Raw genomic sequence first — 13187 nt, forward strand, 5'->3', positions numbered from 1 at the left:
GGACCCACGGGCGGCCCCGGCGAGGGGGCCGCGCCGGAGAGCGGCTAGTGGAACTGCTCCGCCTCGGTGGAGCCGGCCAGGGCGGTGGTGGAGGAGGCGGGGTTGACGGCCGTGGAGACCAGGTCGAAGTAGCCGGTGCCGACCTCGCGCTGGTGCCTGACCGCGGTGAACCCGTCGGCCTGCGCGGCGAACTCGCGCTCCTGGAGGTCGACATAGGCGGTCATGCCGTGCTCGGCGTAGCCGCGGGCCAGGTCGAACATGCCGTGGTTGAGCGAGTGGAAACCGGCCAGCGTGATGAACTGGAACCGGTAGCCCATCGCGCCCAGTTCACGCTGGAACTTGGCGATCCGGTCGTCGTCCAGGGCCGCCTTCCAGTTGAAGGACGGCGAGCAGTTGTACGCCAGCATCCGGTCCGGGTACCGGGAGTGGATCGCCTCGGCGAACGTGCGCGCCTGCTCCAGGTCGGGCGTGCCGGTCTCCATCCACAGCAGGTCGGCGTAGGGGGCGTAGGCCAGCCCGCGGGCGATCACCGGGTCCATGCCGCCGCGGACCCGGTAGAAGCCCTCGGCGGTGCGCTCGCCGGTGGTGAACTCCGCGTCCTGTTCGTCGACATCGCTGGTCAGCAGGGTGGCGGCGAGCGCGTCGGTGCGGGCCACGATCACCGTGGGCACATCGGCGATGTCGGCGGCCAGCCGGGCCGCGTTGAGGGTGCGGATGTGCTGCGAGGTGGGCACCAGGACCTTGCCGCCGAGGTGGCCGCACTTCTTCTCGGAGGCGAGCTGGTCCTCGTAGTGGATGCCCGCCGCGCCCGCCGCGATCATCGCCTTGGTCAGTTCGAAGGCGTTCAGCGGGCCGCCGAAGCCGGCCTCCGCGTCGGCGACCACCGGCGCCAGCCAGTCGGTGGTGTCGCCCGCGTCCTCGGCGGTGGCGATCTGGTCGGCGCGCAGCAGCGCGTTGTTGATCCGGCGCACCACCTGGGGCACGGAGTTGGCCGGGTACAGACTCTGGTCCGGGTAGGTGTGACCGGCCTGGTTGGCGTCGGCGGCGACCTGCCAGCCGGACAGGTAGACCGCCTGGAGGCCCGCCTTGACCTGCTGGACGGCCTGGCCGCCGGTGAGCGCGCCGAGCGCGTGCACGTAGTCGAGTTCGTGCAGCTGCCGCCAGAGCCGCTCGGCGCCGCGCCGGGCCAGGGTGTGCTCCTCGCGGACGCTGCCGGAGAGGCGGACCACGTCCTCGGCGCCGTAGGTGCGCTCGACGCCCTGCCAGCGCGGGTCGGTGGCCCAGCGCCGCGCGAGTTCCGCGGCCGCCTGTGTGTTCGGCTCGGTCATGTCTGTCACCGTCTCCTCGGTTGGCCGCGGTCGTCGTCGCGGGCGCCGGCCGGCGGTCGATCCGTCCGCCGTCTGCCACGGCTGCGAATCCACCGGCCGCTCTGGCTGTCATGGCACTGCGTGTCTTGAAAAGCGCGTTCACACCCGTTCAACGGGGTGCGGCCCGCCGCCACCGGTGGTGGGCGCACGTGAGCAACGTTGCCGGTCCAGGGCGCCACCGGTGTCAGGATCTCCGACGTCAGGGCGGTGAATCGGACCCCGCTCCCCGGTGGTGCCGGCCCGTTCCGGCGAGCCGCACTACGACTCTGGCACTGGCACTGAGTGCCATCAACCGTGGACGGCTGCCAAGTTCTGCGTATCTTTCCCTCGCTTTTTGCCAAGGTTGCGAAGGCCGCGCACGGCGCCGGTCCGCCTAGGCTGAGCGGGACGCGCCGTCGGCCCGGAGGAGTGAGCGGTGAGCAGGACGTACGCGGGTGCCCGGCTGCGGCGGCTGCGCGAGGACCGCCGGATGAGCCAGGCCGAACTGGCCCGGGTGCTGTGCATCTCGCCCAGCTATCTGAACCAGATGGAGCACGACTCCCGCCCGCTCACCGTGCCCGTGCTGCTCCGGCTGACCGAGACCTTCGGCATCGACCCGGGCTTCTTCTCCGAGCGCGACACCACCCGGCTGGTGGCCGACCTGCGCGAGGCGCTGGCCGGGGAGATCGCCGAGTCCCGGGTCACCGCGGCCGATCTCGCCGACCTGGCCTCCCGGACGCCCGCCGTGGCCCGGGTGCTGCTGGACCTCGGCCGCCGCAACCAGGAGCTGTCCGAGCGGCTGGCCGGTGCCACCGACGGCCGGGACGGCGCGCGCACCCCCGCCTCCTCACCGCACGAGGAGGTACGGGACTTCTTCTACCGGCGACGCAACTACCTGCACGGCACCGACCTCGCCGCCGAGGACCTGGCCGCGCGGATCGGGGTCCGGCCGGGCGAGACGACCGCCGCCCTCACCACCCGGCTCGCCGCCTCCCACGGCGTCCACCTGGCCGCCGAGACCGGCGACCGGCTGCACCACTACGACGAGACCACCCGCACCCTGCACCTGTCCCCGCGGCTGCGCCCCGGCCGCCGCGCCTTCCGCATGGCCACCCAGCTCGCCCTGCTGGAACACGGCGACGACTTCGGGCGGCTGGCCGCCGAGGACTTCGCACCCGGCACCCCGGCCCACGGCCTGACCCGCATCGGCATCGCCCACTACTTCGCCGCCGCGCTGATCCTCCCGTACACCTCGTTCCACGCGGCGGCGGAGGAGGCCCGCTACGACATCGAACGCCTCACCGACCACTACGGAGTGGGCTACGAGACCGTCTGCCACCGGCTGAGCACCCTCCAGCGCCCCCGGCTGCTCGGCGTCCCCTTCTCCTTCGTCCGCGTCGACCGGGCCGGCAACATGTCCAAGCGCCAGTCGGCCACCGACTTCCACTTCTCCCGGGCCGGCGGCACCTGCCCGCTGTGGAACGTGTACGAGGCGTTCGCCGTGCCCGGCCGCATCCATGTGCAGATCGCCGCCATGCCCGACGGGCGCCGCTACCTGTGGACCGCCCGCGCCGTCACCCGGCACCGCGGCGGCTGGGGCGAGCCCGGCCGGGTCTACGCCATCGGCCTGGGCTGCGAGATCCGCCACGCCCACCGCCTCGTCTACTCGGAGGGCCTGGACCTCGACAACGCCGCGGCGGCCACCCCCATCGGCATGGGCTGCCGCGTCTGCGAACGCCTCGACTGCTCGCAGCGGGCCGCGCCACCGCTCGGCCGCCCGCTGCTCATCGACCACCACAGCAGCACCTTCGTGCCCTACCCGGTCACGGGCGCCGGGCCGCTCACCTAGGGCCTCTCGTCCGGATCATGCCGGGCTCGCGTGCCCTGGTGCCTCATCCGGCCTGATCCGAACGAAAGACCCTGGGCCGGGAGCGGAAAAACCCTGGCACGGTGGTGCGACCGGGGCGGAGACTCCTCCCATGGCTGACATGGGCGCGTTCCGGGAGGCGGTCCTCGCGCACGGGACGTCGGGCGGCCCCGGCGGTCCCGTGCGCGAACTGGCCGCACTGCTGCCCGTACGGACCGCCGTCCTGCTCGAAGGGCCGAGCGACGCGGCGGCGGTCGACGCGCTGGCCGCCCGGCACGGCCGGGACCTGGCGGCCGAGGGCGTCTGCGTGCTGCCGATGGGCGGTGTCACCAACGTCGGGCGCTTCACCCGCCTCCTCGGCCCCGCCGGCCTCGGCCTGCGCCTCACCGGACTGTGCGACGAGGGGGAGCGCCGCTACTACGCCCGCGCCCTCGCCGCGGCAGGCACGGCACCGGGCGCGTACTTCGTGTGCGCGGCGGACCTGGAGGACGAACTCGTCCGCGCCCTGGGCGTCGCCCGCGTCGAGGAACTGATCCGGGACGAGGGCGACCTGCGCGCCCTGCGGACCTTCGAGAACCAGCCCGCGCAGCGCGAGCGCACCGCGCACCAGCGGATGCGGCGCTTCCTCGGCACCAAGAAGGGCCGCAAGATCCACTACGGCCGGGTCCTCGTGGAGGCCCTCGACCCGGGACACGTACCGGCGCCGCTCGCCGCCCTGCTCGCCCGAGTGTGAGCGCCGGGCGGCGCTCCGTCCGACCCCTCGTGAATCCCCGTACCGAATAGGGGGTTCGCGGCGGCCATAGGGGGGTCCGGGGAACGGGGCCCGCTGCTATACATGAATCACCAGTGCCTGCGAAGCGGGGAAGCCGGTGAGAATCCGGCACGGTCCCGCCACTGTGACCGGGGAGAAATCCCCGGAAGTCAGATTGCCGCCCGCAGGTGTCACGACGAGGCCCACGAGGATGGTGCTGATGCGTTACGGGAATCTCCCGCATGCCGAGACAGGGCGCCGCACGCTTTCGGCGCCGGTTTTCTCCATCCTCGCCTAGCTCCGTCGGGGGCATGTTCCGGCGTGCCCGCGCGCACGCGTTCCACGGTGACCGCACGCGAACCGACCGCCCCGGCGGCCGATTCCGCGGCCGTCCTGTGCCGCGTGGCCCGCGCACCGCCCCTTCGACACCGCCGATTCCGCGTGCGTGAGCATCCGGGGATGGGAAGAGAAGAAGTGACAAAGATCGTTCTCTGGCGTCCGATGTACGATTCCTCGGGCGCCGACAGACTGCGCGGCCTCGGTGCCGAAGTCGTCGTCGTGGATTCCTCCGAGGAATCCGAGGTGATGGCGGCGGTGGCCGACGCCGATGCGCTCTGGGTGCGCTATCCCGAGAAAGTCAGCCGCCGGATACTCGCGGCGGCACCCCGGCTCACCGTCGTCTCCACCTCCGGATTCGGCACCGACAACGTCGACATCGAGGCGGCCACCGAATTCGGGATCCTCGTCGTCAACCAGCTCGGTTTCGGCCGGATCCCGGTCAGCGAACACATCGTCATGCTGATCCTGGCCACACTCAAACAGCTCCACTGGGCCGACCCGGCCACCCGCGACGGCTCCGCCTGGCGGCAGCGCAGCGACCTCAGCCTCCACGAACTGCACGGCAAGACGGTGGGCGTCGTCGGACTCGGCTACGTCGGCGCCGAGACCGCCCGAAAGCTGACCGCCGGTTTCGGCGCGGACGTACTCGCCTACGACCCGTACGCCGATCCCCGCATCGCCCATCTGGTCGGCGCCGAACTCGTCACCTCCCTCGACGAGTTGCTGTCCCGGTCCACGATCCTCGCGCTCGCGCCCGCCCTGACCGCGACCTCGCGGCAGATGATCGGCGCCGACCAGCTCGCCCGGCTGCCGCGCGGCTCCTTCGTCGTCAACTGCTCCCGCGGCGGCGTCCTCGACACCGAGGCGCTGGTCGCCGCGCTGGAGAGCGGCCACATCGCGGCGGCCGGACTCGACGTCGTCGAACCGGAGCCGCTGCCCGCCGGGCACCCGCTGCTCAGCCACCCGCGCGTCATCCTCACCCCGCACACCGCCGGACTGACCGCCGAGACCATCGTGCGGATGACCGACTCCGCGGTCACCCAGCTCGGGACGGCGCTGCGCGGCGACCTCCCCGCCGCCCCGGTCAACCGCGCCGCCTGGGACGGCGACCGGTCGCGCCGCAGGACCGTGCTCCCGTAGACCGCCGCGCACGGACCCAGGAACTCCCCAGGAAGGACGCCCAGTGGCTCACACACGCACCACACCGGCAGACACCCCCCTCGGCGACGGTTTCCACCTGTACGACACCACCCTCCGCGACGGCGCGCAGCGCGAGGGGATCTCCTACTCCGTCGCGGAGAAGCTCACCACCGCCCGCACCCTGGACGCCCTGGGCGTCGGCTTCATCGAGGGCGGCTGGCCGGGCGCGCTGCCCAAGGACACCGCGTTCTTCGCCCGCGCGGCGGACGAACTGCACCTGGAACACGCCGCGTTGGTCGCCTTCGGCAGCACCCGCAAACCCGGCCGCAGCGCGGAGCGGGATCCGCAGGTACAGGCCCTGCTCCACTCCCGGGCCCCGGTGATCACCCTGGTCGCCAAGTCCGACCGGCGCCACATCGAACGGGCGCTGCGCACGGACGTGGCGGAGAACTGCGCGATGGTACGGGACACCGTGCGCCTCCTGGTGGCCGAGGGCCGCCGGGTCTTCCTCGACGCCGAGCACTTCTTCGACGGCTACGCCGCCGACCCCGCCACCGCGCTGCGAGTGCTGGACGCCGCCATGGGCGCGGGCGCCGACGTCGCCGTCCTGTGCGACACCAACGGCGGCCAGCTCCCCGGCCGGCTCGCCGAGACCGTCGGCGAGGTCGCCGCCCGCACCGGGTTCCGTATCGGCATCCACTGCCAGGACGACACCGGGTGCGCCGTGGCCAACACCATCGCCGCCGTGGAGGCGGGCGCCACCCACGTCCAGTGCACCGCCAACGGCTACGGCGAACGGGCGGGCAACGCCGACCTGTTCGCGGTCATCGGCAACCTCACCACCAAGCTCGGCATGCCGGTGGTGCCGCGCACCCGGCTCGGCGACCTGACCCGCACCGCCCACGCCCTCGCCGAGACCGCGCACATCAGCCCCGACCGGCACCAGCCCTACGTCGGCGCGGCGGCCTTCGCCCACAAGGCGGGCCTGCACGCCAGCGCGATCAAGGTGGACCCCGCGCTCTACCACCACATCGACCCGGACGTCGTGGGCAACGGCACCCGCATCCTGGTGAGCGAGATGGCCGGGCGCACCAGCCTGGAACTCAAGTGCCTGGAACTCGGCTTCGGACTCGACGACCTGGAAGCCCTCTCCCGGGCGGTCGCCCGGATCAAGCGCCTGGAGGCGGGCGGCTGGTCCTTCGAGGCGGCGGACGCCTCCCTGGAACTGCTCCTGCACGACGAACTGACGGCCGGTGAGCCCGGCGGCCAGGGCGGGCCGGGACGCCCGTTCCCGCCCTTCACCCCCCTGTCGTACCAGGTCGTGGAGCGCCGCGCCCCGGACGGCGCGGTCGTCTCCGAGGCGACGGTCCGGCTGAGCCTCCCGGACCCGGACGGCACCCCCGACACCCCCGACACCCCCAGCACCGCCCCGGCGACCGGCCGGAGCACCCGGGAGGCCACCGCCACCGCCGAGGGCAACGGCCCCCTCGAAGCGCTCGACGCGGCCCTGCGCCGGGCCCTCGCCCCGCACCTGCCGTGGCTCGACGAGGTCCGCCTCGCCGACCACAGCGTCCGCGTCCTGGACGCGGTGGCCGAGCGCTCCGCGGACGGTTCCGCGGACGGCACCGCGCTGACCCGCGTCCTCGTCGTCTCCCGCGACGCCCAACGGGAGTGGACCACGACCGGCGTACACGCCAGTGTCGTCGTCGCCGCCATGCGGGCCCTGACCGACGCCCTCGCCCACAAGGCACTGCGGGCCGCCGGACGGCCCCGGGCGAGCGTCCCGGCCTCCTGACCGCCGACGCGCCTGCGCACCTCCCCACGCGGTCACCGCTACTCCTCCGGACCCCGTCACCGCCCCTGCTCCGGCCCCCTCCCGGCCCCGCCGTGTCCCCGCGCGCGGACACGGCGGCCGGGGCGCCGGACGGCGCCCCGGCGCCCGACCGCCCGCGCCGCACCCCGAAGAGGGGGCCGATAGGGTGTCCCCGCGCGGCGTGCGGGCCCGTCGCCGGGCGGTGCGAGCAGGTCCGCGGTTCAGATGTCGGAGTCGGCCCGCGCGACGGGCCGGACCACGGCCGGGCGCGAGCGGCGCCCGGAGCGGACTGCGGGCGGCGGACGGCGGAGGCGGGACAGCGGTGATGGCGGACGACCGGAACGGGCCACGGGACGGGCACGAGGAGCCGCGGACAGGCGACGCGGCGGGGGAGGACCCGTACGCCTCACTGCTCGACCTGCCGCTCAGCTCCGACCTGAACCGCATCGGCGAGCAACTGCGCGCCCTGGCCCGTGCCCAGAGCACCCTTCAGGAACTCCTCCAGGCGGTCGTCGACATCACCGGGGACCTGGACCTGCCCAGGGTGCTGCGCCGTATCGTGCGCACCGCCATGGACCTGGTCGGCGCGCGCTACGGCGCCATGGGCGTCCTCGACGAGGAGGGGCGGCTGCTGGACGAGTTCATCCCGCTCGGCCTGAGCGCGCAGGAACTCGCGGACCTGAAGGGCGTGGAGCTGCCCAGGGGCCGGGGGCTGCTGGGCCACCTGATCCACCACCCCGAGCCGCTGCGGGTGCGCGACATCTCCCGGCATCCGGAGTCCGCCGGGTTCCCGCCCGGCCACCCGCCGATGAACACCCTGCTCGGCGTGGCCATCAGCGTGCGCGGACGCGTCTACGGCAACCTCTACCTCTCCGAGCGCAAGGACGGCCAGCCCTTCGACCGGCACGACGAGGGCGTCATCCGGGCGCTCGCCGGCACCGCCGGGGTGGCCATCGAGAACGCCCGCCTCTACCACCAGGCCCGCAACAGCGCCGAGCAGTTCCAGCGGCTCCTGCTGCCCCGGCTGCCCGACCTGAGGCCCTTCGCCGCCGGCGCGGCCTACCGCCCGGCCAGCGCACCCGCCGCGGTGGGCGGCGACTGGTACGACGCGATGCGGCTGCCCGACGGCGCATGCGTGGCCGTCATCGGCGACGTGGTCGGCCACGATCTGCGGGCCGCCGCCGACATGGCGCAGATCCGCAACATGCTGCGGGCGCTCTACTACGACCGGGGCACCCCGCCCAGCACCTCCCTCACCCGTCTCGACCGCATCATCCACTCCCTGGACGAGGCGCCTGTCGCCACCGCGCTGCTGGCCCGCCTCGAACCTGTCGAAGGGGCCTGGCAGTTGCACTGGTCCAGCGCCGGGCACCCGCCGCCGCTCCTGCTGCTGCCCGACGGCCGCGTCCGCTACCTGGACACCGACCCCGGACTGCCCCTCGGCGTGGCGCCCGACCTCGCCCGGCCCGATCACCGCGAGTCCGTCCCCGTGGACAGCACCGTCGTCCTGTACACGGACGGCCTGGTGGAGGTCCCCGGCCGGTCCATCGACGAGGGCCTCGCCGAGCTCGCCGCCACCGCGTCGCGCCACGCCGGACGGCCACCCGAGGAACTGTGCCGGGCACTGGCCGAGCACCATCCCAGCGACGGCCACGACGACATGGCGGTCCTCGCCCTGCGCACCCCGCCCCTCACCGGCTACGCCCGTACGTAGGCCGCCGCCGGGCGCGGCCCCGCCTCACAGCGCGCGGCGGCGGGCGGCGGCCTCGCGGTCGTAGGCGGTACGGGCCCGGACGGCGGCCTCGCGGCCGGAGACCTCGGCCACCGGCACGTCCCACCAGGCCGCGGCGGGCGCCGCCGCCGTGCCCCCGTCCGAGGTGTCCGGCTCGACGTACACGCACGTGGGACGGTCGGCGGCGCGGGCCGTGCAAAGCGCCGCGCGCAGCTCGCCCGCGGTCCGGGCGCGCAGCACGTCCATGCCGAGGCTGGCGGCGTTGGCGGCGAGGTCGACCGGGAGCGGGGCCCCGGTGAAGGCGCCGTCGGCGTCGCGGTGGCGGTAGGCGGTGCCGAAGCGTTCGGCGCCCACCGCCTCCGACAGACCGCCGATGGAGGCGTACCCGTGGTTCTGCACCAGCAGCAGCTTGACCGGCAGGCCCTCCTGGACGGCGGTGACGATCTCCGTGGGCATCATCAGATAGGTGCCGTCGCCGACCAGCGCCCACACCGGCACACCGGGCGCCGCCTGCTGCACGCCGATCGCGGCCGGGATCTCGTAGCCCATGCAGGAGTAGCCGTACTCCACGTGGTACTGGTGCGGCGAGCGCGCCCGCCACAGCTTGTGCAGGTCGCCGGGGAGCGAACCGGCCGCGTTGACCACCACGTCCTCGTCGCCGACCACCGCGTCCAGGGCGCCCAGCACCTGTGTCTGCGTCGGGACGGCGTCGTCGTCGGCGCGGAAGGCGGCCTCGACCACCCGCTCCCAGCGCCGCTTCCCCTCCCGGTACGCGGCCTCGTGGGCGGCGTCGACGCGGTGCCCGGCCAGCGCGGCGGTGAGCGCGGTGAGCCCGGCCCGCGCGTCGCACACCACGGTGGTGCCCGCCATCTTGTGCGCGTCGGACGCGCTGATGTTGAGGTTGACGAAACGGACCCCGGGATGCCGGAAGAGCGTCCCGGAGGCCGTGGTGAAGTCGGTGTAGCGGGTGCCGACGCCGAGGACCAGGTCGGCGCCGCGCGCCAGGCCGTCGGCGACCTCGGTGCCGGTGTGCCCGACGCCGCCGACGTCCGCCGGATGGTCGTACCGCAGCGACCCCTTGCCCGCCTGGGTGGAGGCGACCGGGATGCCGGTGGCGTCGGCCAGCGCCCGCAGCGCGTCCTCGGCCGCGCTGTGCCGGACCCCGCCGCCCGCGACGATCAGCGGACGGGCCGCCGACCTGACCGCCTCTGCCGCGGCGGCGAGTTCGGCCGGATCGGGGGCGGGCCGCCGGATGCGCCACACCCGCTCCGCCAGGAACGCCTCGGGCCAGTCGTACGCCTCCGCCTGCACGTCCTGCGGCAGCGCGAGGGTGACCGCGCCGGTCTCCGCCGGGTCGGTGAGGACCCGTACGGCGTTCAGCGCGGACGGGACCAGCGCCTCGGGGCGGGTGATCCGGTCGAAGAAGCGGGAGACCGGCCGCAGCGTGTCGTTGACGGACACGTCGGCTGCCGAGGGATGCTCCAGCTGCTGGAGCAGCGGATCGGCCCGGTGCGTGGCGAAGTAGTCGCCGGGCAGCAGCAGCACGGGCAGCCGGTTGACGGTCGCCAGGGCCGCGCCGGTGACCAGGTTGGTGGCGCCCGGCCCGATGGACGTGGTGACCGCCATCGTGGACAGCCGACCGCTGCGGCGGGCGAAGCCGACCGCCGCGTGCACCATCGCCTGCTCGTTGCGGCCCTGGTGGTACGGCATCACGTCCGCGTGCTCGACGAGCGCCTGGCCGACGCCCGCCACGTTGCCGTGGCCGAAGATGCCCCAGGTCCCGGCGATCAACCGCCGCCGCACACCGTCGCGTTCGGTGTACTGGGCGGCCAGGAACCGGATCAGGGCCTGGGCGACGGTCATCCGGCGGGTGCCGGGGGAGGGGCCGGATCCGGTACCGGGGCCGGGACCGGTCGCGGGGGTGCGGGTGCTCATCGGGACGGCTCCGGGGCGCGGTAGAAGGGGAGGCGGGGGTCGACGGGCTGCTCGGGCCAGGTGCCGCGGATCCAGGCGTGGTCCGGGTGGTCGCGGATCAGCCATGCGCGGTCGGCCCCCGGGCCCGCCATGACGTTGAGGTAGTACATGTGGTGGCCGGGTACCGCCATCGACGGTCCGTGCCAGCCGTCCGGGATCAGCACCACGTCGCCGTCGCGGACCTCCGCGAGCACGTCCGTGTCCCGGCCCGGCCCGGACGGCGACACCCGCTGGTAGCCGAGCCCCGGCGTGCCGTCGTGGCCGCTGAACTCGAAGTAGTAGATCTCCTCCAGGACCGACTCCTCGCCGGGCCGGTCCTCGTCGTGCTTGTGCGGCGGGAACGACGACCAGTTGCCGCCCGGGGTGAGCACCTCCACGGCGATCAGCCGGTCGCAGCCGAACACGCCCGCCGCCGCGAAGTTGTTGACCTGGCGCGAGCAGGACCCGCTGCCCCGCAGCTCCACCGGCACCCCGGCCGCCGGTCCGTGGCGGGCGGGCAGGCGGCGGGTGCAGCGGGCGCCGGTGAGCGCGAAGCGCCCGCCCCCGCCGGACGAGACGGTCACCCGCGCGTCCCGGGGCACGTACGCGAAGTCGCTCACCCCGGCGAACACGCTCTCCCGTCCGGTGAGCGCGAACGTGCCGTGCCCGAAGTCGTCGGCGCAGCCGACCTCGCAGCCCCCGCCGAGCGGAAGGACGATCCACTCGCTGTCACCGGTGTCGAAGGTGTGCGAGCCGCCCGGCGCCAGCTCCAGGATCCGGAGCGAGGAGTGGCCCCAGCCCGCGGACTCGGGCGTGACCCGCACGGCGTAGGGGCCGTCGGCGGCCCGGCCCGCGGGGAGGTGGAGACGGCGGGGGCCGGGGGCGGCGGGGCCGCCGGGTCCGGGCGCGGCGGCGGGCGTGGACGTCATCGGATGATCTCCCTCCTCGTCTCCCCCGATCACACCCGAACACACCCGTTTCCGCCAGACCGCCGTGCGGAGCCCATGTCCTGACCGCGGATCGGCGGCGGCGGATTGACAGCGGGCGCGCCACGGGGTGGACTCGCGGAGGAGGACGACGCGGGACCCCGCCGGGCCCGCACCGACGACCCCCGAAGGGAACGGCTGCCATGGCCACGGCCCCCGCGCTCGACCGGATCCGGGTCGGCTCGGCCCCCGACTCCTGGGGCGTCTGGTTCCCCGACGACCCGCGCCAGACCCCCTGGCACCGCTTCCTGGACGAGGTGGCCGAGGCCGGCTACCCCTGGATCGAACTCGGCCCGTACGGCTATCTGCCGACCGACCCGGCCCGGCTCAGCGACGAACTCGGCCGGCGCGGCCTGAAGGTATCCGCGGGCACCGTCTTCACCGGCCTGCACCGCGGCCCGTCCGTGTGGCAGGACACCTGGGAGCACGTCGGCCGCGTCGCCGCGCTCACCCGCGCCATGGGCGCACGGCACCTCGTCGTCATCCCCTCCTTCTGGCGGGACGACAGGACGGCCGAGATCCTGGAGCCGCCCGAGCTGACGAGCGAGCAGTGGGGGCACCTGGCCCGGGGCACGGAACGCCTCGGCCGCGAGGTCAAGGAGACCTACGGCCTCGACATCGTCGTCCACCCGCACGCCGACACCCACATCGACACCGAGGCGCACGTCGCCCGCTTCCTCGACGCCACCGACCCCGACCTGGTCCGCCTGTGCCTGGACACCGGGCACTACGCCTACTGCGGCGGGGACAGCGTGCGGCTGATCGAGACCTACGGCGAGCGGATCGGCTATCTGCACCTCAAGCAGGTCGACCCGGAGGTCCTGGCCCGGGTGGTGGCCGACGGGGTGCCGTTCGGGCCCGCCGTGCGGCGCGGTGTGATGTGCGAACCGCCCTTGGGGGTCCCGGACCTGGAGCCCGTCCTGGCCGCCGCGCAGAAGCTGGGCGTCGACCTGTTCGCGATCGTCGAACAGGACATGTACCCCTGCGCGCCGGACGCGCCCCTGCCCATCGCCGTACGCACCCGCCGCTTTCTGCGGTCCTGCGGCGCCTGACGCGGCGGGGGAGGGCGGACCGTCCACCTCGGCGCCGGTGTCTGACGCACCGGGCGGGCGGACGTCCACCCCGGCGCGGCGTCCGCCGGCCCGGTGCCGCGCGGGCGTCCGCCGGCGGCCCGGCCGGACCCGCGTCCCGTCCCCGGGCGCACCGCCCGCGCTAGAGTCGCCCCTGGTACGGCATCACCGGCGGCCGCGACGGCCGGCC

The 13187-nt window shown here is 74.4% G+C and carries 9 protein-coding genes and 1 riboswitch; of the genes, 6 read left to right on the forward strand and 3 right to left on the reverse strand.

Annotated features, from left to right (window positions below):
• Positions 1-44: 44 nt before the first annotated feature.
• Complete coding sequence (gene aceA / locus R4Z62_RS29835) at positions 45-1328, reverse strand: isocitrate lyase (RefSeq protein ID WP_491521414.1); 1284 nt, start codon at positions 1326-1328, stop codon at positions 45-47.
• Positions 1329-1782: 454 nt separating this feature from the next.
• On the opposite strand from aceA, the gene R4Z62_RS29840 reads away from it, so the two are divergent.
• The 5 genes from R4Z62_RS29840 (at position 1783) to R4Z62_RS29860 (ending at position 8970) form a co-directional block, all read left to right on the forward strand.
• Entirely contained in the window at positions 1783-3195 is a 1413-nt protein-coding gene (locus tag R4Z62_RS29840; RefSeq protein WP_398335780.1) for a short-chain fatty acyl-CoA regulator family protein, read from the forward strand.
• Positions 3196-3325: 130 nt separating this feature from the next.
• Positions 3326-3946: a TOPRIM nucleotidyl transferase/hydrolase domain-containing protein gene (locus R4Z62_RS29845; protein WP_491521415.1), complete on the forward strand. Its 621-nt coding sequence runs from the start codon at positions 3326-3328 to the stop codon at positions 3944-3946.
• A 101-nt stretch (positions 3947-4047) separates the two neighbouring features.
• A riboswitch (adenosylcobalamin (AdoCbl) riboswitch) is annotated at positions 4048-4192 on the forward strand.
• 273 nt (positions 4193-4465) lie between these two features.
• Entirely contained in the window at positions 4466-5443 is a 978-nt protein-coding gene (locus tag R4Z62_RS29850) for an NAD(P)-dependent oxidoreductase (protein ID WP_491521416.1), read from the forward strand.
• A gap of 43 nt (positions 5444-5486) precedes the next feature.
• Positions 5487-7238, forward strand: a complete 1752-nt coding sequence (gene cimA / locus R4Z62_RS29855; RefSeq protein WP_491521417.1) for a citramalate synthase — start codon at positions 5487-5489, stop codon at positions 7236-7238.
• A 343-nt stretch (positions 7239-7581) separates the two neighbouring features.
• Positions 7582-8970: a PP2C family protein-serine/threonine phosphatase gene (locus tag R4Z62_RS29860; protein ID WP_064537758.1), complete on the forward strand. Its 1389-nt coding sequence runs from the start codon at positions 7582-7584 to the stop codon at positions 8968-8970.
• Positions 8971-8994: 24 nt separating this feature from the next.
• Here the strand turns inward: R4Z62_RS29860 and iolD are convergent, their stop codons facing one another.
• Both iolD and iolB read right to left on the reverse strand, forming a co-directional pair.
• Positions 8995-10923, reverse strand: coding sequence for a 3D-(3,5/4)-trihydroxycyclohexane-1,2-dione acylhydrolase (decyclizing) (gene iolD, locus R4Z62_RS29865; protein WP_491521418.1), 1929 nt, complete (start codon positions 10921-10923; stop codon positions 8995-8997).
• Positions 10920-11870 (reverse strand): 5-deoxy-glucuronate isomerase, encoded by a 951-nt coding sequence (iolB, locus tag R4Z62_RS29870; protein ID WP_355480860.1) that lies wholly within the window; start codon positions 11868-11870, stop codon positions 10920-10922. Before iolB ends, iolD begins: the two co-directional genes overlap by 4 nt.
• 200 nt (positions 11871-12070) lie before the next feature.
• On the opposite strand from iolB, the gene R4Z62_RS29875 reads away from it, so the two are divergent.
• On the forward strand, positions 12071-12979 hold the full coding sequence (locus R4Z62_RS29875; protein WP_064536446.1) for a sugar phosphate isomerase/epimerase family protein: 909 nt from the start codon (positions 12071-12073) through the stop codon (positions 12977-12979).
• Positions 12980-13187: the final 208 nt, after the last annotated feature.

The organism is Streptomyces sp. PL-25 (assembly GCF_058344915.1).

Excerpts from the sequence above, each read along its gene's own strand:
- aceA (WP_491521414.1), bottom strand. The coding sequence starts at position 1,328 with ATGACCGAGCCGAACACACAGGCGGCCGCGGAACTCGCGCGGCGCTGG.
- R4Z62_RS29845 (WP_491521415.1), top strand. The coding sequence starts at position 3,326 with ATGGCTGACATGGGCGCGTTCCGGGAGGCGGTCCTCGCGCACGGGACG.
- R4Z62_RS29875 (WP_064536446.1), top strand. The coding sequence starts at position 12,071 with ATGGCCACGGCCCCCGCGCTCGACCGGATCCGGGTCGGCTCGGCCCCC.
- R4Z62_RS29850 (WP_491521416.1), top strand. The coding sequence starts at position 4,466 with ATGTACGATTCCTCGGGCGCCGACAGACTGCGCGGCCTCGGTGCCGAA.
- R4Z62_RS29860 (WP_064537758.1), top strand. The coding sequence starts at position 7,582 with ATGGCGGACGACCGGAACGGGCCACGGGACGGGCACGAGGAGCCGCGG.
- iolD (WP_491521418.1), bottom strand. The coding sequence starts at position 10,923 with ATGAGCACCCGCACCCCCGCGACCGGTCCCGGCCCCGGTACCGGATCC.
- iolB (WP_355480860.1), bottom strand. The coding sequence starts at position 11,870 with ATGACGTCCACGCCCGCCGCCGCGCCCGGACCCGGCGGCCCCGCCGCC.